Below are 25,658 nucleotides of genomic sequence, written 5' to 3'. Positions count from 1 at the left end.
TAGGAGGAATTCGACATGCCAAAAATGAAAACTCACCGTGGAGCTGCGAAACGTTTCAAAAAAACGGGTTCAGGTAAATTAAAATACGACCGTGCTTATGGAAGCCACTTATTCGCAAACAAATCTACGAAACAAAAACGTCACCTACGTAAAGCGAACATCGTTTCATCTGGTGACTTCAAACGCATCAAATCTTTACTTGTTTACATGAAATAATTGACTACAAAAAAATACTAACATTCATTTTTTAATGAAAAGCAGGAGGTAATTCATATGCCACGCGTAAAAGGCGGAACAGTGACGCGCAAACGTCGTAAAAAAGTATTGAAATTAGCTAAAGGTTACTATGGTTCAAAACATACATTATACAAAGTTGCTAACCAAGCAGTGATGAAGTCAGGTTCATATGCATACCGTGACCGTCGTCAGAAAAAACGTGATTTCCGTAAATTATGGATCACTCGTATCAACGCAGCTGCTCGTATGAACGGTCTTTCTTACAGCCGTTTAATGCACGGTCTAAAAGTTGCTGGTATCGAAGTTAACCGTAAAATGTTAGCTGACCTTGCTGTAACTGATGCTGCAGCATTCACTCAATTAGCAGACGCTGCTAAAAAAGCAGTAGCTAAATAATAGTTGACAACATTAACTATTATTTCTGCACTGAAAGCATAGCGACAAGTGCAAAAAAAGACTGATGGATTTTTCCATCAGTCTTTTCATATTGTTGAAAAAAGATGATGTCAATGGCAGAAAAAGCAACTTTGCAAGGTGAGGGGTTGATTTCCGTTCCGCCAGCGTCCTTTCCAGGGGGCGTCCGAGGAGCCGCTTCACTCACTGCGTTCGCTCCAGGGTCTCCTCTGTGACGCTAAATCCCCTAGGAGTGACGCTGGCTCCACTCCAATCAACCATGCTGCAAAGTGTTTAGAGGGGATAAACTCTTATTTTCAATGTGGAGAAGTGATGCGTGACAACACCTCTTCATAAAGAGTCGTGAACACCTTCCCTTTATTTGAAAACCTTTGCTAAAAAGTCAGTGGGTTGAAGTGGAAGGCTGCTTGACTCCCGTGGGATAGCGAGACAGGCGAAGCCCTGCACGGAGCGGTAGCGGAGGAAGCGATTCGGCGCTCGCCCACAGGAAAGCAAGTAGCCTGCAACGGAAATCCATTTCTACCTTTCAATTGACAGTTTTGTTTTTCAACACTAAGAAAAGACTGATGGATTTTTCTATCAGTCTTTTTTGTGTTAGATTAATAGTATCACGTTTTTAAAGGAGTAAGGAATGGGACAAGCATTATTAGCTTATACGGGCATTGTATCAATTGTATTGCTCATTTTAATGGGAATGGATAAATCGCGTGCAAAAAATCATGAATGGCGTATAGCAGAGCGCACGTTATTTACACTAGCCATAGCAGGAGGAGCAGCTGGCGGTGTATTGGGTATGTATTTATTCCGTCACAAAACACGCCACAATCGTTTTGCATTTGGTTTTCCACTACTCGCAGCCATTCAAATTTTTATCATTGTACAACTGTGGACATAAATAAAAATAATTAAAAACACATCCTCATGACGGGGATGTGTTTCGCATAAGCTGTTCAATGGGCTGCTTCCAATTGATTTTGGCGCTTGGATAGTTCAATAGTATTTCTTGCTGCAAATATTCAAAGTCGCTTTTGCTGAAGCCTTGCAACGTTGCAGCATCTCGTGCACCGACGAAAATGGTAACAACCTCAAATGCATCCTCTGTTGTGCCTAGGTATTTTTCACCTTCAAAAAGCGCACCCTTATAGGAAATAAAGAAATTTTTTCGGACATTTTTAACGTCATCATAGAAATAATACTGGCCTTTTTCATAGGCTTCATCAAGTTTGCGTTTTGGATCGGTTATATAACGAATCGCTTTGTAAAATACATAGATAATAAGCGCTATTACAGCAAGTCGAATTAGTAACGGCAACATGTTTAAATTTCCCCCTTGAAGAAAGGTTATTCTTTCCTATACGATTAGGAAGGTCAAATAGTTTCACTTTATTTAAAATATTTTTTAGAAATTTAGGAGAAAAAAATGAATTTACAACAATTGTTTACCATGCAAAAAGAGCTTGATGATTTTATCGAGCAAACACAAAATGTTCAGCAAGATGTGTTTCAGGAAAAGGGCTTAGCCTTACTAGTGGAGCTAGCTGAGCTTGCCAATGAAACGCGTTGCTTTAAATTTTGGAGTACAAAGGGACCATCAGCACGTGAAGTCATTTTAGAGGAATATGTGGATTCCATTCATTTTATCTTATCGCTTGGCTTATTAAAGGACTATACATCGATTGCAATGTGGCCTGTAGTAGAAGAAAATAGAGATTTAACGACAACCTTTTTAGAAACACAAAGTGTTATTTTAGCATTTATCCATGAACCTACAGAGGAGCGCTATTTAGCTATTTGGCAATACTACGGAGTACTAGCGTATAATCTCGGTTTTACATTTGAGGATGTGGTTGGCGCTTATCTTGAAAAAAACCAAGAAAATTATAATCGTCAGCGCTCAGGTTATTAAATTAAGAAATACACCAATTTTCAGACGATTAAGCTAGGAATATTTCGGTAAACGAAGTATAATAAAATAGATATAAGAAGTAGGAGGCAAAAGGATGACACAACTAGATCCAACATTACAAATGTTTAAAGATTTAACAGACGCAAATGGTATCGCAGGTAATGAACGTGCACCACGTGAGGTCATGAAAAAATACATTGCACCATATGCAGATACTGTAGAAACAGATAACTTAGGTAGTGTCATTGCTAAAAAGGTTGGCGATGAAAACGGTCCTAAAATTGTTGTAGCAGGACATTTAGATGAAGTAGGTTTCATGGTTACACAAATCGATGACAAAGGCTTTATCAAATTTCAAACGGTAGGTGGCTGGTGGAGCCAAGTTATGCTTGCACAGCGTGTAACGATTACTACACGTAAGGGCGATGAAGTGATTGGGGTTATTGGTTCAAAGCCACCTCATATTTTACCTGCTGATGTACGTAATAAGGTAGTAGACATTAAAGATATGTTTATCGACATTGGTGCTGCTTCTAAAGATGAAGTACTTGAGTGGGGCGTACGTCCTGGCGATATGGTAACACCATACTTTGAGTTTAATGTTATGAAAAATGATAAGTATCTATTAGCGAAAGCTTGGGATAACCGTATCGGTTGTGCAATTGCGATTGATGTTATGAAAGCGTTACAAAATGAAAAGCACCCTAATATTCTTTATTCCGTAGGGAATGTACAAGAAGAAGTTGGACTTCGTGGTGCTAAAACTACAACACATAAAATCCAGCCGGATATTGGATTTGCAGTGGATGTTGGTGTAGCAGGAGATACTCCAGGAGTTACAGCAAAAGAATCAACGAGTAAGATGGGGGCTGGCCCTCAAATTGTTGTATATGATGCATCTATGGTTTCACACCGTGGCTTACGTGAATTCGTATTAGATGTAGCAGATGAGCACAATATCCCATATCAATTTGAAGCGATGGCTGGCGGCGGTACTGATGCTGGCTCCATCCACGTAACAGCAAATGGCGTACCAGCACTATCAATCGGTATTGCGACACGCTATATCCATTCACATGCAGGTATCCTACATCGTGATGATTATGATAACGCCGTTAAATTAATGGTTGAAGTCATTAAAAAATTAGACCGTGATGCAGTCAATAAAATTACATTTGAATAATTAGAAGAAATGGACTTGCCCTCTAACTAATTTTGTTAGGGGGCTTTTCATTGTTTTTAGTGTCAAAATTTCTTCCTCTGATACCAATAGTCACACAGCCCGCAATCTATTCTTTACACATTGTGCCATTCATACATTTTTAGTTCCTTCTTTACTATCGCTAAAAAATAGTCGTGATCTAAATTGAACATTTATGCATAAATATTCTGTATGACGAATTTTTGTCACATTTCATAACAAATAAATAATAATTAAAATTAATTATAAAAATTCAGTTGATTTTATATTTATGCATGATATACTAATTTCAACAGCAACGATATAAGGAGCGAAGGCTATGAAATTACTTGAAGAAGTACAGTTAAAGTTAGTGTCTAGTTTAAAAGGAAAAGATCTACTAACTTTGCTAGACTATACAAGTCAAGAGGTTCAAGAACTTATTGAACTAGCAACACAGCTTAAAATGATTACAAAAGAGGGGAAATGTCCAAGATTACTAGAAGGAAAGACACTTGGCATGATTTTTGAAAAACATTCAACTCGTACACGTATTTCATTTGAAGTGGGCATGAATCAATTAGGTGGAAAAGGTATGTTTATGCATGCGCGTGATTTGCAAATTGGTCGTGGTGAGTCGATTTATGATACTGCACATGTATTATCTGGCTATTTAGATGGTATTATGATTCGTGCAAATTCTCATGCGATGGTCAAGGAGCTTGCAGAGCATGCAGTAATTCCTGTCATCAATGGATTAACGGATATTTATCATCCTTGCCAGGCATTAGCTGATTTAGAAACGATTGCAGAAAATAAAGGCATGTTAAAAGGACTTAAAATTGCCTATGTAGGAGATGGCAATAATGTAGCACACTCACTTGTAGTCGCTTCAGCACACGTTGGCATGAACGTCGCAGTGGCCACTCCTGAAGGTTATGAATGTGATGCAGAAGTGATTGCCAAAGCACAGGCGATTGCAGCAGCAAATGGCAGTACAATTATGATCACAAATGATCCTGTTGAAGCAGTGTTAAATGCAGATGTGGTCTATGCAGATGTTTGGACATCCATGGGACAAGAGGAAGAAGCAGCAAAACGTTTACAAGACTTTGCTGGCTATCAAATTAATGATGAGCTAGTTGCCTATGCAAAACCGAATTATATGTTCTTGCATTGCTTACCGGCACATCGTGAGGAAGAAGTGGCAACATCTGTTATTGATGGCCCTAATTCTTACATCTTTGAGCAAGCTGAGAACAGACTTCATGCACAGAAAGCGGTTCTTGCATCGATCCTAGCATAAAAGCTGACATATACTTCTCGGGTTGAGAAGTACGATAGATAGAGTTTACATGGGCAACAGAGGGTGCCCGTGTGAATAACATACAAGTGGTTGGCAGACAGAGGGATGTTCACCACGCGCGATGTTTGTTGTCAAGATGGATGGCTACATCGCTACATAGTAAAGTAACCTGGGAGACGCTAGGTTACTTTTTTTTGTCAAAAAATTAAAACATAGTTTTCCTATAAATTATAGAGAATATGAAGAATTATTTATATAATAGGATAAATAAGTAATGAAGGGGTGAACTCCTCGTGAATATAGATCATATCGAGGCATTTTTATATGTTGTCCATTACAAAAGTACCCATAAAGCAGCCAATGCTTTGTTTCTATCTCAACCGACTGTAACTGCACGTATCAAATCATTAGAACGAGAGCTAGGGGTTGAGTTATTTTACCGAGATGGTCGAAGTGTGAGCGTATCAGAGAAAGGGAAAGATTTTTTACCATTTGCTACACAAATTGTGCAAACATTTCAGCAAGGAAAGAAGCAATTAGAAGAAACGCAGGAGACAGATGAGGTATGTATTGGGGCAAATGGGGTGACAGCCCAGTATTTCTTAGCCTATGCATTGCCTAAGTGGAAAGAGCAATTTCCTTATTTGCGTTTTCAACTAATCACAGGTTCCACAACAATGATTTTAGAAAAACTGCAAAGCCACCAAATTCATCTAGGGTTTATTCAATATGTGCATAGGGATGGCATTGAGAACGAACTTTTATTAAACAATGCCGTGAAACTTGTCAAACACCGTGATCACCCATTGCAACTACATGAACTCATCCAAGCAAAAGAATTAGCCCAACAGAAAATGGTGTTTTTTGAATGTGGGGCGTTTGATTGGAATTATGTGCATAAAATGTTCGAGGTAGAGGGTGTGGCAGCCAATATTGAAGTACGAGCAGATCATTTAGAAGTTGCTAAAGAATTCATTCGAACAAAAGACTATCTAAGTTTTTTACCACATCTTTGCGTCAAAAAGGAACTGGAAAGTGGTGAATTTGTGGAGATAGACGTCAAGCATTTGCTTGATATGAATCAACATATATTTTTAACCTATAAAGAAAAAGACACATTGCCGTCAGCTTTTTGGCAGACGATTTGTGAAACAGCTAGGCACTTTGAAGGCATGTGGGAAATGCATTGATAAAATATTTTATCCGAACATAAAAATTTTTCTATTACTGTACCTATTGCATATCGTCTGAAGGAACGGTAATATCATTCTCAATCCAACAAAACATACTTAACCACTATGTTTAGTAAAATAAGATTGAGGAGGAATTGACATGGCTAGACAGGATAAAATTCGATTTGGAGCAATTATTCATGGGGTAGGGGGAAATATTTCAGGTTGGCGTCATCCAAAGGTGGCGAGCAATCAAAGTGTAAGCTTACCTTTCTATATTCAACAAGCTCAGAAGGCAGAGCAGGGAAAATTTGATGTAGCGTTTATTGCGGATGGTTTATTTATTAATGAAAAATCCATTCCTCATTTTTTAAATCGTTTTGAGCCTATTACGATTTTATCAGCTTTAGCTGTAGCGACGAAAAACATTGGGTTAGTTGGCACGGTTTCAACTTCCTATAGCGAACCATTTACAGTAGCACGACAATTTGCTTCATTAGATCATATTAGTGCTGGGCGTGCAGGATGGAATGTTGTAACCACACCATTAGAAAGTACTGCTTTGAACTACAATAAAACAATCAATCAGCATCCTAGCCATGCAGAGCGTTATCAAATTGCAGAAGAATATTTAGAGGTTGTCAAGGGCCTATGGGACTCGTGGGATGATGATGCGTTTATTGCAGATGTCGACAATGATCAATTTTTTGATTCAGAAAAATTACACACATTACATCATAAAGGGCCACATTTTTCAGTCCAGGGTCCACTCAATATTGGTCGAACAAAGCAAGGTCAGCCCGTTATATTCCAGGCTGGGTCGTCTGATGCAGGTATTCGATTGGCTGCCAAGGATGCAGATGCTATTTTTACACATGGTGCATCCATTGAAGAGGCACAAAAATTTTACACAAGAGTAAAGACAGAAGTGGCGGCATTTGGAAGAAACTCAGATGAAGTGAAGATATTCCCAGGAATTTCGCCGATTATTGGCGATACAGTGGAGGAAGCAGAGGCGAAATATCAAGAAATCGTCGAGTTAGTTTCCATAGACCGTGCTCTTGCGTATCTTGGGCGTTACTTCGACCATCATGATTTTACTCAGTATGATGTGGATGCACCGTTTCCTGAACTAGGTGATATTGGGGCCAACAGCTTTAGAAGTACAACAGATTATATTAAACGATATGCTAAGCAAGAGAGACTTACATTACGTCAAGTTGCTTTACGCGAGGCTACACCAAAAACAGCATTTTTTGGGACAGCTGAGCAAGTAGCGGATCTTGTACAGGAATGGTTTGAAAAGGAAGCAGCAGATGGTTTTATCATTGGTGTGACAGTACCTGGTGCTCTTGAAGATTTTGTTGATAAAGTAGTGCCAATTTTACAAGCAAGAGGGCTTTATCGTAAAGATTATGAGGCAGATACTTTGCGCGGGAATTTAGGTTTACCCTTCAAAGAAAGTCGCTATGTCAAACAATCTGTCTAAAAACCTAGTAAATTTATTTGAATAAAAGAAATTAGGAGGTATTGTATGAGTTATACATTAGGCATATTAGATCAAAGCCCTATCATTGAAGGAGCAACCAATGAACAAACATTACAAAAAACGGTGGCCTTAGCACAGCGAGCTGAGCAGTTAGGCTATTCACGATTTTGGGTATCGGAGCATCATAATACAGATTCATTAGCAGGCACATCTCCTGAGGTATTAGTGTCTTATTTACTAGCTAAAACAAAATCAATCAACATTGGATCAGGTGGGGTTATGCTTCAGCTTTATAGCCCCTATAAAGTAGCGGAAAATTTCCATGTTCTAGCATCTTTGGAGCCAGGGCGAATAGATTTGGGGATTGGAAAAGCACCTGGAGGCTTACCCCTTTCTACAAAGGCTCTCCAATATGGCACGCTCAATAATGGAGAAGATTTTGAAGAAAGATTAACATTTTTACAGCAATTAATTGAGCAATCCATACCAAAAGAGCACGAATTATATGGCATACAAGCAACGCCGATTCCAAAGAAAAAGCCAACATTATTTTTACTTGGTGCTAGCCCAGAAAGTGCTGCTCTTGCAGGAAAACTCGGCATTGCATTTGTCTTTGCTCGATTCATTAATAGTGATAATAATGTTTTGGCACAAGCGGCTACAACCTATCGTAGTCACCAGCCAAATGGTCATTTTGCGATTTCCATTGCTGCACTTGCTGCTCCAAGCAAAGAGGAAGCGAAAGAGCTAATTGGAGATCAAAAAATTACAAAGGTGCATTTAGCAAGTGGCAGAAGCCTGACATTACAATCAGTAGAGCTAGCGGAGAAATTTGGTCAGGAATCTGGAGAGGAATATACGGTGGAGCAGTATGAGGCCGATATTTTATACGGTACATCAGAAGAAATTAAAGCCATTTTAGATGACTACCATGAGCAATACCAAGTAGACGAATTCATTTTGCATACGCCTATCTTAAAGGATTTTGAACGTGAGCGATCTTTTGAGTTATTGGGTCCAGTACATTTACAACAAAAAGAAGCGGTAAGCTGAGGAGGAAAACGTAATGACACTAAATAAAGATGTAATCGTTTGGTCGAAACAAGGCTGTAGTTACTGTAATGAGGTAAAAACGTATTTACAAGAAGAGGGTATACCTTATAAAACAGTGGATGTAACGCATAATGATGCTTTCCGTGATATTCTAGATACAAAATATGGAATTCGTTATGTACCTGTTGTAGAAATTGGTTCAAGCGAAGATGGTATCTATCAAGCGGTTACAGAACTTGGTCTAGAGCATTTAAAGGCAGCACTAGCTGGAGAAAAAATACAGTCGTAAAACGCACTATAGAAATGGGGTGTATAAATGATAAAATTAATTGTTAATCGTGGCTTAGTAGCACTATTTGTACTACTGGGTGCCCTTTTTTCAGTTTTTTCAATCAATTATTTTTTACCCACTGATATCGTTGATACATTACTAGCTGAAAATGCTGCAAGCACTGAGGTAGCAGAAAATTTACGTAAAGAATTAGGTTTGGATTTACCATTTACAAAACAATTCTCTAATTATTTAGTAGATTTAATGCATGGTGATTTTGGGCAATCAGCCATTGATGGTGAATTTGTGATAGAAAAAATATGGACACAATTACCTGCAACTGTTGTTCTAACAGTTGCAAGTCTACTTATTGCCGTCATTGTAGGTATTACACTTGGGGTGTTAGCCGCTGTTCATCGCAACACGGTAATTGATTATATTGCACGTTTAGTTGGACTCTTTGGGATTTCCATGCCTACATTTTGGTCGGGAATTTTACTAATTTTAATTTTCTCCATTTCGTTAGGCTGGTTTCCTGCGATGGGCTCAGATGGTTGGCGTTCTGTTATTTTGCCTGCTATTACATTAGGTCTTCTAGGTGCAGGGTTTATTGTTAGAGTAGTTCGGAATAGTATGCTAGAGGTTTTGAACGAACCTTATATACTGACGCTTAGAGCAAAAGGACTGACAGAGCATATCGTTTTATACCGTCATGCCCTTAAAAATGCATTAATACCTGCAATGACAATGATTGGCGTGCTACTGGGTGATTTTTTAGGTGGGACGGTGGTCATCGAAACAGTATTTGCAAGACAGGGGCTTGGAAGAATGGTGGCAGATGCCATAACAGCTAAGGATCTACCAATCATACAAGGTGTTGTATTTTTTATTGCTATTGTGTATGTAATGATTAATCTATGTATTGATATTTCATATTCCATCATTGATCCTCGAATTCGAAGTAGGCAAGTAAAGGGAGGATAAGGATGCAAAAGTTAGAAACTATTAAAACGAAACCTGTTTCAAAACTTAAATTAAAGCGACTTAGTAAAAGTATTTTTCACCTAGAAAAGATGATGTTAACAACTGCTATCCTCATCATTACCTTTTTTATTATTTGTGCCATAGTCCCACATTGGGTAGCAATGTATTCACCTACAAAGATGTTTCCTACTGCTATTTTACAGCCTTCATCATTCAAGCATCTATTTGGGACTGATTATTTTGGCAGGGATGTATTTAGTTTAGTTGTGTACGGAAGTAAAACTTCTCTTTTACTTGGCATAAGTGCTGTTGTTGTAGGTGGATTCATTGGTGCTCTTATTGGAACTTTAGCTGGCTATATCGAGGGCATTATTGACATTATCTTAATGAGACTGATTGAAATCATACAAACAATCCCAAGTGTTTTATTAGCGCTTGCTATTGCCGCTGTATTAGGTTCTAGCTTTACCAATCTTGTCATTGCCATCTCAGTATCAGCTATTCCGACGTATGCTCGGGTAATGAGAGGCCAAATATTAAGTATAAAAAATCGTCCTTACATTCTAGCGTCAAAATCGATAGGGACTAGTAATCCTGTAATTTTCTTAAAGCATGTCCTACCGAATGCTTATTCACCATTATTAGTTATGGCTTCAAACGGTTTAGGAATGGCCATTTTAACAGGTGCGGGTCTCAGCTTTTTAGGATTAGGTGTGGTGTCAGAAATTCCGGATTGGGGTTTTTTATTATCACAAGGCAGAAACTATATAGCAGCCGGTTGGTGGATTTCAACGTTTCCAGGATTAGCAATCGCACTCTTTGTGTTAGCCGTCAATATTTTGGGGGATAGTTTACGTGATAAGTTAGATCCTAAAAAGCGTTTGTCTTAAGGAAGAGGTGTTTATGATGGATAATTTATTGACAGTGGAAGGGCTAACAGTAGATTTTAAGTCTAAATCTGCTGTTCTAAACGCTGTATCTACTATTTTTTTCACTATAAAACCTAGTGAATCAATTTGTTTAGTTGGCGAATCTGGGAGTGGTAAATCAGTCACCTCGAAAGCAATCATGCGTTTAATTGAATATGAAAATGGTGTGATTACGAATGGGAAAATTACATTAGGCAACAGAGATATTGTCAAGCTTTCAAATCGTGAGCTGTTAAATATACGAGGTAAGAAGATTGCCATGATCTTTCAGGAGCCCTCTATCGCCTTTGACCCAGTGTTTACTATTGGACAACAATTGGTGGAGATGATGCAAAGGCATTTAAAATTATCCAAAAAGCAAGCACATGAACGAGGGATTCAATTATTAACAAGAGTTGGATTATCAGATCCTATCGTACGTATGGGACAATATCCTCACGAATTGTCTGGAGGCATGTTGCAACGAGCCATGATCGCTATGGCTATAAGTTGTAATCCTGATTTGATTATTGCTGATGAACCCACTACCGCGCTTGATGTTACCGTTCAAGCACAAATTATTGCACTACTTAAGGAGCTGAAAGAGGAATATCACACGTCCATTTTACTAATTACACATGATTTAAGTGTAGCATCGCAGTTAGCTGATCGAATTTTTGTTATGTACGCGGGAGAAATTGTGGAGCAAGCATCAATAGAGCAGTTATTTTCACTGCCTTATCATCCTTATACAAGGGGCTTATTACAATCCATTCCAAATGAACAACATATCAAACGAAAGAGACTGCCCTCTATAGAAGGTACAATTCCAAATCTTGCTGAGATGCCAGCTGGCTGTCGCTTTCATCCTCGCTGCGCATTCGCCACTGAAAAATGTAGAGAAGAGAGACCTCCTCTAAGAAATTTTCAAGGACGGGAAAGTGCTTGTTGGCATATAAAGGAGCTAATTCAGAAACCGGAATGGCTCGTCGAAAACGATTCTGTTATAGAGGATGAGGTAGACTACAGGGAAAATCAAGAGCGTGAAGTATTGCTAGAGATAAAGTCTTTACACAAATATTATCCAATTAAACAAGCAAACAAGAAAATAAAAGCAGTGAACAACGTTTCATTTCAAATTTTTAAAGGTGAGACAGTGGGATTAGTAGGTGAATCTGGCAGTGGAAAATCTACTCTAGGCAGAACGATATTACAGCTAGAAACACCTACTGCCGGAGATGTTCTATTTAATGGTCAATCCATCGTGCATTTAAGAAAGTCGGCTATGCGAGATAGAAGGAAACATATGCAAATGATTTTTCAAGATCCTTATGGTTCCATCGACCCTAAATGGACCATTAAGGAGATTATTGCAGAGCCGCTAAAAGCCCATCTTAAAGGAATTTCGGCTAATGAAATGGAAGATCGAATACAGCAATTATTACAAGTAGTGGGGTTAAAACCAGAGTGGAGCTCTCGTTATCCACATGAGTTTTCTGGAGGGCAACGCCAACGAATTGGTATTGCTAGAGCTATTGCGATCAATCCTAGTTTTATATTAGCAGATGAAGCAGTATCTGCATTAGATGTGTCCGTGCAAGCACAAATTATTAATTTATTGAAGGATTTACAGCAAAAGCTAGGTCTCACCTATTTATTTATTGGACACGATTTGAATATCGTTCGTCATGTTGCGGATCGGGTGGCGGTAATGTATTTAGGGAAAATCGTCGAAATGGCACCAAGTGAGCAGCTTTTCCAAGATCCAAAACATCCTTATACAAAAGCCCTTATTGCAGCTATGCCTAAAATCAATCGTTCCCATGTTACAGAGCCTATTTCACTAGACGGAGAAATTCCATCACCAACTAATCCACCGTCTGGTTGTGCATTTCGAACACGTTGCCCTTTTGCGACAGAACATTGTAGTCGAGAGGAGCCAGCCTTTGTAGAAATAGCGCCAAACCATAGTGTTCAATGTCATTATGCTTAGAATTAAATCAATGACTTATAAAAAAAGGAAGATGTCTATGTTTAATAAGAAACCATATAGTCTGATTATTACTGTAATGGTTATTCTATTAGCGCTAACAGGTTGTTCATCAAGCACCTCTAAAACAGAAGTGAGTGTGAATAAAACAAATGGTTCAGAAAACAAGGATAAAGAGCAGTCAGTGCAAGCGGGTGGCGATTTTACGTTCGCTTTATCAACAGCACCTGATACACTCGATCCTCATGCAAGTGGTATGGCAGTAGCAACACGGGTAATTAAAAGTATTTTTGAATCATTGGTCTATCAAGAGAAGGATAATACGATAAAACCATGGCTGGCTACGGAGTGGTCTGTATCAGATAACAAAAAAGAGTACACATTCTCATTACGTGAAGGGGTTAAATTCCATGATGGCACAGATTTTAATGCAGCTGCCGTAAAGTATAATATTGAGCGAATTTTTGATGTCAAAACAAAGGCCTTCACAGCTGCTACCTATCTGTCAGATGTTGAGTCTGTTGAGGTTGTAGATACTCATAAGATTAAATTCATTTTAAAGCAACCCTCTGCAACATTTTTAACGATCTTAGCCCATTCTAATTTATCGATTGTGTCGAAGGAAGCGGCTGAAAAGGCTGGAGATAAATTTGGTTTACATCCTATTGGAACAGGTCCATTTAAATTTGTGGAGCAAGTTGAAAATGATCGGATTGTTTTAGCAAAGTTTGAAGAGTATAACGGCGCTTATCCATTTGCTAAACACGATGGTCCAGCCTATTTGGATAAACTAACGTTTAAAATTGTACCAGAGGAGGCTACTCGAGTAGGAAGTGTACAAAGCAATCAATTACAGGCGGCAGAAACGGTGCCACCACAGGATATTTTAGCGATTGAAAAGAGTGGTCAGTTAAAATTATGGGAGGTAGAGACAGGAGGCTTACCATATACACTCTTTGTTAATAATACAACGGCTCCTTGGAATGATGTAAAAGCACGCCAAGCACTAAAGGCTGGAATTGATGTTGAGAGTATTGTTAACACCCTGTACCTAGGTACATATAAAAGGGCCTGGTCTGCACTTACTTCTACAACTTTTGGCTATGATGACAGCTTAGAAGGTAAAGATGGGTTTGATGTGAAAAAATCTAATCAATTATTTGAAGAGCTGGGTTGGGAAAAGGGGAAGGATGGTATCCGAGAAAAGGATGGCCATAAATTGACATTGCGTATTTTAAATGATGCTGTTAATCGTGAAAAACGCCAAGATATTAGCATTATGGTAAAAGAGCAATTAAAGGCTGTCGGTATTGATGTCATCATAGAAACAACGAGTGAGGCAAGATCAGTCTTAGCAGACGCTGCAGCCTACGATTTACGTGGGAATAGCCGTGTAGCGATTGATCCTGATGATTTACTCTTGTTTTATCATTCCAAGCAAACTACTGATAAAGGTGGCATTAATTTAGCTTGGTATCAAAACGCGGAGGTAGATCAATGGTTAGAGGCGGCAACGACTGAGCAGGATGCTGCAACACGAGAAAATTTATATAAACAAATTCAAAATAAGCTTATTGAAGAAGTAGCTATTATTCCTATATATGTTTTTCCTTATACAGTAGCAACTTCACTTCAGGTGCAAGATGTAGCATTTGATTCTATTGGTTATCCATTATTTTATGACGTTCATCTTACACAATAAGGAGACGGATTATGAAATTTATTGTTGGTAATTTGATTAATAATCTACCAAATATAAAAACTGGTCGTATATTAACAACACAGGAGGTTTTTACACATTTAATTGAGCAGGCTGTGCTAGCTGAAAATCTAGGGTTTGATGGATACGGCGTAGGAGAAAGACACGGTGCACCATTTTTATCCTCATCTCCTACTGTGTTATTAAGTGCACTAGCGATGAAAACCTCAAAAATTCGACTATTAACAACCGTGACTGTGTTGAGCGTTCTTGATCCTATACGAGTTGCTGAGGATTATGCAACGCTGGATCACTTATCAAAAGGACGATTAGATGTCGTTATTGGCAAAGGGAATGACCCTAGACACTATCCTTTATTTGATGTCAAAGATGAGGATCAATGGGCAGCCTTAGCTGAAAAATATGAGCTTTTAAAACGCTTATGGAACGAAGAAAATATAAGCTGGCAAGGTAAGTTTCGTTCGAAAATTGATTCTGTAACGACTGAGCCTCGACCTTATCAGCAACAGATACGAATTTGGCATGGCAGTGCTTCAAGTGAGCTATCGACTGAACTAGCAGCAAAAAACGGAGACCCTATTTTTTCCTCCAATACTTTTCATGAATTAGAAAAATATCAAGCCCTTATAGACCATTATCGTAGACGTTTAGATCATTATGGTTTTGATCCACAGCAGGCTGTTGTAGGTGCGGGTGCGAGAGGTTTATACATTGCTAATACCAATGAGGAAGCGATTGAGAAGTATCGACCTTATTATGAAGGTTTTATGAGCACTGAAGCCTCCAAGGTGAATAATTCGCCATTCAAAAACCTAGAGGACCATATTGAGCGTGGCTCCGCATTAGTTGGTAGTCCAGATGCAATTATTGAAAAAGTCATCAAGTATCATCAAGCTTTTAAGCATCAAGTCCAGATGCTTAGTGTGGAAGGGCTTGAATTGTCTGAGCAAAGTGAACAATTAGAGCGTTTTGCAACTGAAATCATGCCTGTACTCAAAAAAGAGCTACCAAGCACGATTTGGGACCAAAACAAAGCATTCACACTGCAATAAATACTACTATTCAACTAAGTTTACAATGATAAAAGTGAGGGATAATATGAAAAAAATTATATTTTTAAGTTTGCTATTATTAACGTTGCTTCTAACGGCTTGTGCAGGCACTGAAAAGCTTGAAGGAGATACGAGTAAAAATGATACAGCACAGAGTGGAAAGGATGTTCAAAAAATTATTGTAGGTACAGGTACACAATTTCCAAATATCTGCTTCTTAGATGACAAGGGAAATTTAACTGGTTATGATGTGGAGCTTGTTCGCGCAATTGATGAGAAGCTACCAGAATATGAGTTTGAATTTAAGACAATGGAATTCTCAAATTTATTACTAAGTTTAGAAACAAGAAAAATTGATTTTATTGCCCATCAAATGGAAGTCAATAGTGAGCGCGAGGAGAAATTGCTATTTAATAAAGAGCCTTATAATGTATTTCCATTAAAAGTAACCGTTAATGCAAAAAATAATGATATCCAATCAATTGATGATTTAAAAGAAAAAAATGTGAGTGTTTCTCCAACAAGTAATTCGGCAGTCTTTATTGAGAAATACAATAAGGAACACGATCTAGGTGCTAATCTCGTCTATTCATCAGGTTCAGTGGATGTAAATAATCAACTTGCGACAGGTCGTGTGGATGCTATTATTACAACGCCTTTTGCCGTGAAGTATTATAACGAAAACAATGAAGCACAGCAAAAGGTAGTGGGAGACGCATTATTAAATTCAAAAGTATATTTCTTATTAAATAAAGATGAGGTTACCCTACAACAACGCCTTGATGATGCTATTCGTGAATTGAAAGAGGATGGCGTTGTTAGTGAGCTAAGTAAAAAGTGGCTAGGTGATGATTATACGGTAGACTTTTAAAAAATCAGAGAGGATGAAGGAAGTATGACAAATGACTTTGACATCGTGCTTATAGCAAAAGTACTTCCAATATTACTTCAATATTTACCAGTAACATTTGAAATTTTAGTGTTTTCTATTCTTTTTGGGATGCTGCTTGGTATAGCTATCGCTATACCGAAGCTGCTCCATATCAACGTTTTGAGGCAAATAATAACAGTCTATATTTCGTTTATTCGTGGCACACCGATATTGGTACAATTATTTCTAGTGTTTTATGGTATACCCGCATTATTAAGGATTGTGCATATTGATGTAACCAGAATGGATGCCATGTATTTTGTCATTATCACCTACACCTTAAGTAATGCTGCTGCATTTGCAGAAATTTTTAGAGCCTCCATTTTAACGGTGGACCGAGGGCAAATAGAGGCTGGATATTCAGTTGGCTTAAACGGTAAGCAGGCGTTTGTACGGATTATATTTCCTCAGGCTCTTCGTGTTGCCTTTCCAAATATAGCGAACACAATGATAAGCTCCTTAAAAGACACTTCGCTCGCATTTTCAATTGGGGTCATGGATATGGTCGGGAGAGGAGAGACGCTTATTGCCTCCACGACAAGAGCGCTAGAAATCTATTTAGCACTCTCTATTGTCTATTATGTCATTGTGCTGTTGTTAGAAAAGGTATTAAAGAGCAATGAGCGCTATCTTAATCGCTATATGCCGAAGGAAGCTGTATCTAGCTAGGAGGTAAGAGTTATGACCATAGATTTTGCATTTATTTTCGAAGCTTTTAAAGAAATTAGTAAGGTATTGCCGTTAACCTTATTTATGACAGCTACACCTGTCTTACTGGGTATTCTCATCGGTGTCATTGTTGCCTTTGTTCGAATTCAGCAAACTAAATTTTTTGCACCGTTATTAAATTTTTATGTGTCTTTTTTTAGAGGTACACCTATTATTATGCATATAATGCTCGTTTATTTCGGAGTACCTATTATAGTGGATGTTCTTGCGAAAGCATTAAAGCTAAATATTCAATCAAGCTCTATCCCCATATTATTTTTTGTTTTACTTGCTTTGACATTGAGCGCAGGTGCCTATGCCTCCGAAATCATTCGATCAGGCATTTTAAGTGTACCTAAGGGGCAGCTAGAGGCAGCATATGCAGTTGGTTTAACATTTTCACAGGCAATGCGTCGTTATATATTACCTCAGGCATTTAGTAAATCTATTCCTAATTTTACCAATGTTTTTATAGGCTTTTTACATGCTACATCGCTTGCTTTTTTTCTTTCAGTGAAAGAATTAACAGGTGTAGCAAATATTGTAGCCTCTATAAATTTGAAATTTTTGGAGGCATTTATCGCCGTCGGTCTTATCTATTGGGGTGTTTCAGCCATTGTTGAATGGCTCGCCCATCGCCTTGAAAAAAGAGTAACTTTCTATAATAAGGGAGGCATTTGACGAAATGCCTGTAAATTCGTTTGACAAAAAGAAAGGGGAATAAACAATGACAGTAGTGGAAATAGTGATTGAACAGTTGAAAGAGGAAGACCATGCACGTTATTTAGAGGTTCTTGTAGAGAGCTATTCACAGTATGAGAAAGAATACAATAACCCTGAAGATTGGGCTTCATATTTAAGTGCTATTCGTGCATCTGTAGGCAATCCTGATGCAGAAACAATTTTAGTGGCAAAGCGGGGAAATGAGATTTTAGGAGGGCTTCAGCTATTTACGGATTCTGAAAAGGCTTATGGTTTGCCAGAGCTTACTATACATTCTACCATTGTACGTTTACTTGGCGTACACCCTCAGGGAAGGGGATTAGGCATTGCGAAAAAATTATTACATGAAAGCTTTGCCTTCGCACGCGCTCGTCAAGATCAAGCTTTATATTTACATTCGGGCGATATCATGCAGGTTGCCATCAACCTTTATTTATCATTAGGCTTTGTACGTGATGAATCTAAGGATTTTCGTAAAGGAGATACGCTAGTAAAAGGCTTCCGTTATGATTTGTAATAAAGAGTTCAGTTTCGTACAAATACCTCATTTAAAGGATTATTGACTCGGTATTGCTAGACCGCTTTTTCAGAGCCTGAAGTTTTGATTTTAGATGAACCAGAACCCCCATTTGGATTTTCAAAAATAAAAACGATGAGCAAGGGAGCGTGAGATTACTTGTATCCTTTTCCCTAACCATGTGTTTTATCTAGCGCATCAGATGTTAATGATGGCGAAAGATGACAAAGGGAAGGATTAGGGGATATTTTGTAGTATGATTAAAATCTAAAAGTTGAAGAGGACGATGATACCACGTAACAGAGTGTGTCAATTGTTCTAGCAATCTTTAATAAATAAAACACGATTTCGTCTTCATGACGAGATCGTGTTTTTTGCAAGATTACATAGTGAAAATTTTCCCTGGGTTCATAATATTATGGGGATCAAGTGCTGTCTTTATACTCTTCATAACGGCTAAAGAGGTACCGTGCTCAGTGGCTTGGTATTTCATTTTGCCAATGCCAACACCATGCTCGCCCGTACAAGTGCCACCTCGAAGTAAAGCATATTGGACGATCTGCTCATTGAAGCGATCCGCTTTTGCCTGCTCCTCGGTATCATTTGGATTTAACATTAAAAGTGCATGGAAATTTCCGTCGCCCACATGGCCAACAAGCCCGCCTGCTAGCCCAACATGATCAAGCTGTTCACGGGCATATAAAATGGTTTCAGCAAGCACAGAGATTGGTACACAGACATCCGTTGACATAAGCTTCTTACCAGGATAAGCATGAATATAGGCATAGGCCAAAGAATGACGTGCTTCCCAAAGCTTATTACGAGCAGCGTTGTCTTGTTCAAATTCGACGGATAGACAGCTAAAATCCTCAAATATTTCTGTAGCAAATGCGATGTCTGCGTGCATACCCGCTTCATTTCCGTGGAATTCTAAAAATAATGTTGGTTTTTCGCTATAGGAAGTATCGTTATAGATATTGGCTTGCTTCATAGAGACTTCATCGACCAATTCTACTCGACCAATTGAAATACCAGCCTGTAATAAGGCGGTAACGGCACTGACAGCATCGCCAACTGTGTCAAAAACAGCTCGCCCCGCCGTCACAAATTCAGGTATACCATAAACTTTTAACGTTAACTCCGTAAAGCAGCCAAGTGTTCCTTCTGAGCCGACAAATAGGCCATTTAAATGATAACCAGAAGAGGACTTCGCGGCTAAATTGCCCGTATGGATGACAGAGCCGTCTGCAAGGACAACCTCTAAATCACGAACTTGATCACGCATAACTCCGTAACGCACAGCAGTCGTACCACTAGCATTCGTCGCAGCCATGCCACCTAGTGTTGCATCTGCACCTGGATCTACTGTAAATTGTAAACCATGTTTTTTTAACTCCTTATTCAATTGAGAGCGTGTGACGCCAGGCTGAACTTTTACAAGAAGGTCGTCAGGTCGAACTTCTAAAATAGTATTCATCTCAGAGAAATCGATAGAAATACCATGTGCAATGGGAATCGCGTTTCCTTCTAGGCTGGAGCCAACACCGAATGGTACAACTGGTACACGTTGTGCATGCGCAATTTTTAAGATCGCACTGACATCGGCTGTGGAACGGGGAAAGACAACGATATCAGGTAAGCTCATCATATGATGAGATTCATCCTTCCCGTGTAGCTGTCGTACCGTTTCGTTTGTTGACACTTGTTCTTCTAATAAAACCTGTTTGAGTTGATTGACAAGTAATTCTACTGCAACAGTCATTCCAATCCCTCCAAATTTTCTGATAAATAAAACTTTAACACGCATTTATTGGAAATGGAATGCACTGTTCATTAAAAATCAGTTAGCAAATACTTTTTCTAGCTTTTGAACAAATTCATCCTGTTCAGATGGACTGGATTGCTTCCACCATTTTTCAAAAAACACCCCAAGCCCTGGCAGTAAATGCTCTTCTCCACGATTAATGGCATCTTCCACAATATCTTTAAATTCTGCGGCAGATTGACCATGTACATTGGCTGTAATTGCGTCTCTTATTTGGAAATTCAACTATATCGCCTCCTTAGTAGTAATTTGTCCAACTATCGTTTAAATATGTATGAAATACCAAAGAAAATAGATGATTTTTGCCATAACCTAAGGAAATTTTGACTAAATATGACAAGCATTTTATTCATTATGCACTATGTAATGATGAAAATGACTATTCGCTTCAAGTAACGTAACGGTCTAAGATTATGTCACCTAGGAATTTTGGACTGTGCATAGTCGATAGGAAGAGTAGAATGTCCATTCAAAACGATCAGAATCTCTCATCGACACAATCTTTTGAAGAAATTTTAGAGGCTGTGCAACCAATGATTACTACCATTCTTACACAGCTTCATATTTACAAGGATTTTGATTACTATCGTCATATTGCTTCTATTGCTGTATGGAGGGCATGGCTAAAAGCAGATCCGGCTAAAGGACAGTTTTCCGCTTATCTTTATTCTTGGATAAAAGGAGAGATTTTAAATGAATTATCAAAGGAAAAAAACTATACAGAAAGAATGACAGTTGTTGATGATGAAACACTCAATTATATTCTTAATGAGCTGGAGGAAAGGGACAATCAAAAAAATCCTAGCTCCCTTGAAATCATGTTGTCCCAGTTAAAGCAAATAGAAAGGAAAATATTACTCCTTTATTATGCAGAAGATTACAGTGATCCAGAAATAGCCAATGTGCTAGGTCTATCTGTTGCTGCTATCAAAAAAAGAAGGGTTAGGCTCGTCCAGAGGCTGAAACATCAACTTTTCATAGTGGAATAAAGCACTAAAAATATCAAAAGTATGCTAATATTGAAATAAAATGAATATTAGCATACTTCACATGGATGCATACAAATTCCGATAAAAGTGTTATGATTTGTAAGAAGTCAAAGAAATATACAATTCAAAATTAATTATTCGATATAGATAGATAAAATTTCCTAGTGAATGTTTATATAGTAGTATGGAGGGTTTGGAGTGGAGAGATGGTTTAATCAGATAGAGAAAAAAGAGATTTGGTACATGGTATTACCATTATTACTTGTCATACCATTATTAAGCTTTAGCAATCAAATATATGGTGTTTTCCAGGGTGGCATGTATCAAGATTTAAAATTGGTGATACAAGTTTTAATCATTGTTTTTACAATGGCAATTGCGATCCAATCCTATTTAGTATTTTCACACTTATTATCCAATCAAACTTTATACATAGGAAACATGTTTTTCATTATTGCCTTACTAGAATTAGTCAGCTTATTCTTTAGCCAATCTAGTGAATGGAGCTTTTTGGACGAGCCCTTACATATATTGATGCGTTTGTATCTTTCCATTGGATTTTTACTAATTATTTTATACCCTAAAAAGCGATTAACCATGAATCATCGGATATTGACTTATGGTAGTTCTGTGCTTTTCGTACTAGGAACTGTTTTTCTAGCGTATATATTGCCAAAACATTGGTTCGATTATATTGATAATATGGTACACTTATTTGCTATTATTCTTCAAATTATAACCATTGTTATAGTTAGTAAATATGTAAAAAAATTACCGAAGCGTTCTATGTGGCTAATCAGTGCCGCTATTTCTCTTATTGTAAGCGATGTCTTCTTTATTGTTAGTCAAGATCAAAATGCAATATGGGATTTCTCGGCATTGATCTATCAGTTTTTAGCATTCTATTTTTTCTTAAAGGCGATTTATTACACATCTGTGGAAAAACCATTTCAGCAGCTGTTGAAAATTAAAAAGGATCTTGAACAATCTCAACAGGAACTTCGATTTCAAGCTTATCATGATGACATTACACTGCTGCCAAATGAACATTTATTACTTAAGACGTTAAAAGAAAATTTACATGATAATAAAGCACAAAAGGCTATCATTGCCATAGAAATTGATCGCTTTGCGGCGATTCGTTCTTCCATTGGGATAAGCAACTCTAATAAAATGATGAAGCTTGTAGCAGAGCGTATACAAGCGATCGTACCTCCTCATTATTTTGCCACTAAACTTCGTGAGGAACAATTTGTTATTTATATTAACCATGTAAAGACCATCGAAGAATTATTACAATTTTGCTTAAATCTCAAAAGTGCTATGACAGATCCTTTACAAGTACAATTATTTTCATTGAATGGCAATCTAAATATAGGGATTGCGCTCTATGAGGATAAAGGGACGGGTGAAGAGCTATTAATGCATGCACAGTTAGCGATGCAAGAGGCTAGACAAATACCTCAAAGATTTCTTTTTTACAAGCCCTATATGTCTAAAGGCATTGCAGATCGAATTTTGTTAGAGCAAGACTTACATAATGCGTTAGCCAATAATGAATTTTATTTAGACTATCAACCACAGGTAAACTTAAAAACAGGCACAATTGAATCGGTCGAAGCATTGGTACGCTGGCGTCATCCAACGCGTGGCTTTGTTCCACCTGATGTCTTTATTCCTATTGCTGAAGAATGTGGCCTTATTATCCCGCTAGGTAAGTGGATATTAGAAACCGCATGCACACAAGCAAAAACATGGGAGAAACAAGGCTTACCTCCGATGAAAGTGGCAGTGAATTTATCACTTGGACAATTATTTCAGCAGGATTTAGTAGAAATGGTACAAGAGATTTTACAACGTACCAAATTGGATCCGAAATTTTTACAATTAGAAATTACGGAAAGTATGACGATGAATATTGATCAAATGACGCAGCTATTACATGAGTTAAAGGCATTAGGTATTCAAATTGCTGTAGATGATTTTGGAACAGGCTATTCCTCTCTATCTTATTTAAAGGAATTCCCAATTGATTGCTTAAAAATTGACCGAACTTTTGTGAGAAATGTGCCACATAATCCAAATGATGAAGCACTTGTTTCCATGATTATTTCAATGGCTAAACATTTACGTTTGAAGGTTGTGGCAGAGGGCATTGAAGAAGTAGAACAATTATCATTTCTAATAGATGGCGGCTGTGATTATATTCAAGGTTATCTATTCAGTAAGCCCGTCTCTCCACAGCAAATAACGGAAACCTATAAAGATTTACACCATCGTGTGGATGAAGTGTTAACACAGCTTCAATATATTGACGATTATATTATTTAAAAAAAAACCTGCTTATTGATATTGAATAAGCAGGTTCTTGCTGTTTAGTGAACGAGATATTCTTCCTTTAACTCGGATATAGCTACTTCAGACCGCTCTTCTAATGAACGGCGTAGGTGAACGGTCGCTGTTTTTTCATCATCATGAAGTTGATCAATCCAGATGGAAACGCCATTATAGCTCACTTCAAATTCTAACGGTGAGGCGACAATTTCTTGTGCTCGCTGAAAATCCAACTGAAGCCCCCCTATTTTTTCTGCTTATTCTTATTTTGCGTGACTGTATTAATTAGCTCCATAAACTCTTGAGAAAATTCCTCACTCACCTTATTTGGTGCAATCTTTTGGTTTTTTGGCGTTTGAGGTAACGAGCCTTTATTATTGCTTTGACCTTGTTTATTGTCTCTTCCCATGTGAGTTGCTCCTTTCCTGTTGATATCATTTAATATGGCTTTGAAATGAATTTCTTATCCCGTCATCACAGATAGCACTTCACATGGAAAAGTCGCATAGCACTTTGTTTTTTGAGAACAATAATGAGCATTAAGATTTTTTAACAGAAAAATTATCGTTTAATAAAACCCAATTTTGAGGGAATGGGAATCCTAGTGCCCAATAACTAATGCCTCGCAGGTTATACTGTTTAGTCAGGTCAAATTTCGCTTGTGCACTTCTCGCGTCTTCAAACCATACCTCATGATTCCTTCCTTGCTCATCAACATATCGATAAAAAGGAGATTGTGCAGTTGGATCAAATTGGATTGTTGCCCCGTATTTGATGGCTCGATTGAGAGCTTCCTGAGGACTAAATGTTTCGGCTTCTTGGCCTTTGACATGAGGTAAGAGCCAATCACGCGCATACAACTCAAAACCCAATAAAATTTTATCGGCTGGTATTTCAGTTAAAGCATACTCCACAACTCTTCGCATTTCATTAATGGGGGAAATGGCTTGTGGGGGTCCAAGGCGATATCCCCATTCATAGGTCATTAATACCACAAAATCAGCTATTCTCCCATGTGCCTCGTAATCATGCGCTTCATATAATGTTCCAGTTTGTGAAGCACTTGTTTTAGGTGCAAGCGCTGTTGACACTAAATAGCCCTTTGGATGAAGTGTATCCACAGCTAATTGAATAAAGGCATTGTAATTTTCGCGATCAGCTGGCAAAACATTTTCAAAATCAATATTTAATACTTGGTACCCTTTATCTTGCATCACCTGTAACACATTATTCATGACCTTTTTCCGTAGCTCTGCATTGGACAAGACGACTTGTGCTAAATTAGAGCCTTCTTCTGTAGAAGTAAAATTAGTGAGCGTTAACATAGGGATGATATGTTTAGCTTTTGCTGCTGCTATCATGTTTTCATCATTGATGGGCTGTAATGTACCATCTTCCTTCATCTTATAAGCAAATGGACTAAAATAAGTGAGTAGATGACCAACAGCATTAATGGAATCTACAGCTTCTTCAGAAGGCTGGTAGGAATAAGCATTGACCTCAATCATCGGTAATTCTCTTGGGATCATCAATTGAGCGCCCACATAAAGCATATTGGGGTTGTTTATTTGATTTTCTACAGCAATGGCTTGAATAGTCGTACCATATCGCTGTGCTATTTGCCATAAAGTTTCTCCTGGCTGCACGATATGAACAATGGGTGGAATAATTAATTTCGTTCCTGGTGTTAATTGATCGGGATTAGTTAGATGATTCTCTAATATGATAGATTGCAAGGGAACGCTAAATTTCTGTGCGATGGACCATAACGTATCTCCCTTTTGAACCGTATACATTGTATAAGGAGAAGGGATAACCAGTGATTGTCCGATGGCTAGTTGATCGGGAGTAGCTAATGCATTTAATTGACTAATAGATTGAACTGGTACAGCATAACGATTGGCGATTTGCCACAGTGTTTCGCCAGCACTCACTACATGAATAAGCAT

The 25,658-nt window shown here is 38.1% G+C and carries 28 protein-coding genes; 21 read left to right on the top strand and 7 right to left on the bottom strand.

The annotated features are described in order from the left end of the window. Positions 1-15: 15 nt before the first annotated feature. A complete protein-coding gene (gene rpmI, locus JTI58_RS02145) occupies positions 16-216 on the top strand; it encodes a 50S ribosomal protein L35 (RefSeq protein WP_004226312.1) in 201 nt (66 codons plus the stop codon). A gap of 57 nt (positions 217-273) precedes the next feature. Next, positions 274-633, top strand: a complete 360-nt coding sequence (gene rplT / locus JTI58_RS02140) for a 50S ribosomal protein L20 (RefSeq protein ID WP_205444915.1) — start codon at positions 274-276, stop codon at positions 631-633. A 19-nt stretch (positions 634-652) separates the two neighbouring features. Here rplT and JTI58_RS02135 read toward each other — a convergent pair whose 3' ends face one another. Next, complete coding sequence (locus JTI58_RS02135) at positions 653-838, bottom strand: hypothetical protein (protein ID WP_205444913.1); 186 nt, start codon at positions 836-838, stop codon at positions 653-655. Positions 839-1,282: 444 nt separating this feature from the next. Here JTI58_RS02135 and JTI58_RS02130 point away from each other — a divergent pair, with 444 nt between their 5' ends. After that, positions 1,283-1,546: a DUF1294 domain-containing protein gene (locus JTI58_RS02130; protein WP_205444911.1), complete on the top strand. Its 264-nt coding sequence runs from the start codon at positions 1,283-1,285 to the stop codon at positions 1,544-1,546. A gap of 24 nt (positions 1,547-1,570) precedes the next feature. On the opposite strand, the gene JTI58_RS02125 is transcribed toward JTI58_RS02130, so the two are convergent. Continuing rightward, the gene (locus JTI58_RS02125; RefSeq protein ID WP_004226335.1) at positions 1,571-1,966 is read right to left on the bottom strand and encodes a hypothetical protein; all 396 of its coding nucleotides are present in this window, start codon (positions 1,964-1,966) and stop codon (positions 1,571-1,573) included. Positions 1,967-2,071: 105 nt separating this feature from the next. On the opposite strand from JTI58_RS02125, the gene JTI58_RS02120 reads away from it, so the two are divergent. The 16 genes from JTI58_RS02120 to JTI58_RS02045 all read left to right on the top strand — a co-directional run bounded on the left by JTI58_RS02120 (position 2,072) and on the right by JTI58_RS02045 (position 18,561). Continuing rightward, complete coding sequence (locus JTI58_RS02120) at positions 2,072-2,557, top strand: dUTP diphosphatase (RefSeq protein WP_205444910.1); 486 nt, start codon at positions 2,072-2,074, stop codon at positions 2,555-2,557. 94 nt (positions 2,558-2,651) lie between these two features. Further along, on the top strand, positions 2,652-3,740 hold the full coding sequence (locus tag JTI58_RS02115) for a M42 family metallopeptidase (protein WP_205444908.1): 1,089 nt from the start codon (positions 2,652-2,654) through the stop codon (positions 3,738-3,740). Between the two features lie 337 nt (positions 3,741-4,077). Further along, positions 4,078-5,043 (top strand): ornithine carbamoyltransferase, encoded by a 966-nt coding sequence (argF, locus tag JTI58_RS02110; protein ID WP_205444906.1) that lies wholly within the window; start codon positions 4,078-4,080, stop codon positions 5,041-5,043. 293 nt (positions 5,044-5,336) lie between these two features. After that, positions 5,337-6,233, top strand: a complete 897-nt coding sequence (locus JTI58_RS02105; protein WP_205444905.1) for a LysR family transcriptional regulator — start codon at positions 5,337-5,339, stop codon at positions 6,231-6,233. 142 nt (positions 6,234-6,375) lie between these two features. Next, positions 6,376-7,704: an LLM class flavin-dependent oxidoreductase gene (locus JTI58_RS02100; RefSeq protein WP_205444903.1), complete on the top strand. Its 1,329-nt coding sequence runs from the start codon at positions 6,376-6,378 to the stop codon at positions 7,702-7,704. Between the two features lie 45 nt (positions 7,705-7,749). Beyond that, positions 7,750-8,757: an LLM class flavin-dependent oxidoreductase gene (locus JTI58_RS02095; protein WP_205444901.1), complete on the top strand. Its 1,008-nt coding sequence runs from the start codon at positions 7,750-7,752 to the stop codon at positions 8,755-8,757. Between the two features lie 13 nt (positions 8,758-8,770). Further along, positions 8,771-9,046, top strand: coding sequence for a glutaredoxin family protein (locus JTI58_RS02090; protein ID WP_205444900.1), 276 nt, complete (start codon positions 8,771-8,773; stop codon positions 9,044-9,046). 27 nt (positions 9,047-9,073) lie between these two features. Next, the gene (locus JTI58_RS02085; protein ID WP_205444898.1) at positions 9,074-10,012 is read left to right on the top strand and encodes an ABC transporter permease; all 939 of its coding nucleotides are present in this window, start codon (positions 9,074-9,076) and stop codon (positions 10,010-10,012) included. A gap of 2 nt (positions 10,013-10,014) precedes the next feature. Continuing rightward, positions 10,015-10,902: an ABC transporter permease gene (locus tag JTI58_RS02080; protein ID WP_205444897.1), complete on the top strand. Its 888-nt coding sequence runs from the start codon at positions 10,015-10,017 to the stop codon at positions 10,900-10,902. Between the two features lie 13 nt (positions 10,903-10,915). After that, positions 10,916-12,913: an ABC transporter ATP-binding protein gene (locus tag JTI58_RS02075; protein ID WP_243456289.1), complete on the top strand. Its 1,998-nt coding sequence runs from the start codon at positions 10,916-10,918 to the stop codon at positions 12,911-12,913. 37 nt (positions 12,914-12,950) lie between these two features. Next, positions 12,951-14,612, top strand: a complete 1,662-nt coding sequence (locus tag JTI58_RS02070) for an ABC transporter substrate-binding protein (RefSeq protein ID WP_243456287.1) — start codon at positions 12,951-12,953, stop codon at positions 14,610-14,612. A gap of 11 nt (positions 14,613-14,623) precedes the next feature. Then, positions 14,624-15,682, top strand: coding sequence for an LLM class flavin-dependent oxidoreductase (locus tag JTI58_RS02065; protein ID WP_205444895.1), 1,059 nt, complete (start codon positions 14,624-14,626; stop codon positions 15,680-15,682). A gap of 46 nt (positions 15,683-15,728) precedes the next feature. Then, positions 15,729-16,553 carry a transporter substrate-binding domain-containing protein gene (locus JTI58_RS02060; protein ID WP_205444893.1) on the top strand — a complete coding sequence of 275 codons (825 nt, stop codon included), beginning with the start codon at positions 15,729-15,731 and terminating at the stop codon, positions 16,551-16,553. 24 nt (positions 16,554-16,577) lie between these two features. Continuing rightward, on the top strand, positions 16,578-17,282 hold the full coding sequence (locus JTI58_RS02055; RefSeq protein ID WP_205444892.1) for an amino acid ABC transporter permease: 705 nt from the start codon (positions 16,578-16,580) through the stop codon (positions 17,280-17,282). 12 nt (positions 17,283-17,294) lie between these two features. Then, entirely contained in the window at positions 17,295-18,002 is a 708-nt protein-coding gene (locus JTI58_RS02050; protein ID WP_205444890.1) for an amino acid ABC transporter permease, read from the top strand. Positions 18,003-18,048: 46 nt separating this feature from the next. Further along, positions 18,049-18,561 (top strand): GNAT family N-acetyltransferase, encoded by a 513-nt coding sequence (locus JTI58_RS02045; RefSeq protein ID WP_205444888.1) that lies wholly within the window; start codon positions 18,049-18,051, stop codon positions 18,559-18,561. A 382-nt stretch (positions 18,562-18,943) separates the two neighbouring features. Here the strand turns inward: JTI58_RS02045 and JTI58_RS02040 are convergent, their stop codons facing one another. Continuing rightward, positions 18,944-20,323: an FAD-binding oxidoreductase gene (locus tag JTI58_RS02040; protein WP_205444887.1), complete on the bottom strand. Its 1,380-nt coding sequence runs from the start codon at positions 20,321-20,323 to the stop codon at positions 18,944-18,946. A 78-nt stretch (positions 20,324-20,401) separates the two neighbouring features. Next, a complete protein-coding gene (gene sspI / locus JTI58_RS02035; protein ID WP_004226361.1) occupies positions 20,402-20,611 on the bottom strand; it encodes a small acid-soluble spore protein SspI in 210 nt (69 codons plus the stop codon). Between the two features lie 236 nt (positions 20,612-20,847). Between sspI and JTI58_RS02030 the strand changes: the two genes are divergently transcribed. Then, entirely contained in the window at positions 20,848-21,375 is a 528-nt protein-coding gene (locus JTI58_RS02030; RefSeq protein ID WP_205444886.1) for an RNA polymerase sigma factor, read from the top strand. A 198-nt stretch (positions 21,376-21,573) separates the two neighbouring features. Beyond that, positions 21,574-23,706 (top strand): bifunctional diguanylate cyclase/phosphodiesterase, encoded by a 2,133-nt coding sequence (locus tag JTI58_RS02025; RefSeq protein WP_243456285.1) that lies wholly within the window; start codon positions 21,574-21,576, stop codon positions 23,704-23,706. A 44-nt stretch (positions 23,707-23,750) separates the two neighbouring features. Here the strand turns inward: JTI58_RS02025 and JTI58_RS02020 are convergent, their stop codons facing one another. From JTI58_RS02020 to JTI58_RS02010, 3 genes are all read right to left on the bottom strand, one after another. Continuing rightward, a complete protein-coding gene (locus JTI58_RS02020; protein WP_004226369.1) occupies positions 23,751-23,942 on the bottom strand; it encodes an H-type small acid-soluble spore protein in 192 nt (63 codons plus the stop codon). Positions 23,943-23,953: 11 nt separating this feature from the next. Beyond that, positions 23,954-24,118, bottom strand: a complete 165-nt coding sequence (locus JTI58_RS02015; protein WP_004226371.1) for a YfhD family protein — start codon at positions 24,116-24,118, stop codon at positions 23,954-23,956. Positions 24,119-24,248: 130 nt separating this feature from the next. Beyond that, positions 24,249-25,658, bottom strand: a complete 1,410-nt coding sequence (locus JTI58_RS02010; RefSeq protein ID WP_205444884.1) for a glycoside hydrolase family 18 protein — start codon at positions 25,656-25,658, stop codon at positions 24,249-24,251.

Origin of the sequence: Lysinibacillus fusiformis (genome assembly GCF_016925635.1) — a bacterium.
Classification (GTDB): Bacteria; Bacillota; Bacilli; order Bacillales_A; family Planococcaceae; genus Lysinibacillus; species Lysinibacillus fusiformis_F.
This window is presented reverse-complemented; position numbering and strand designations above follow the sequence as displayed.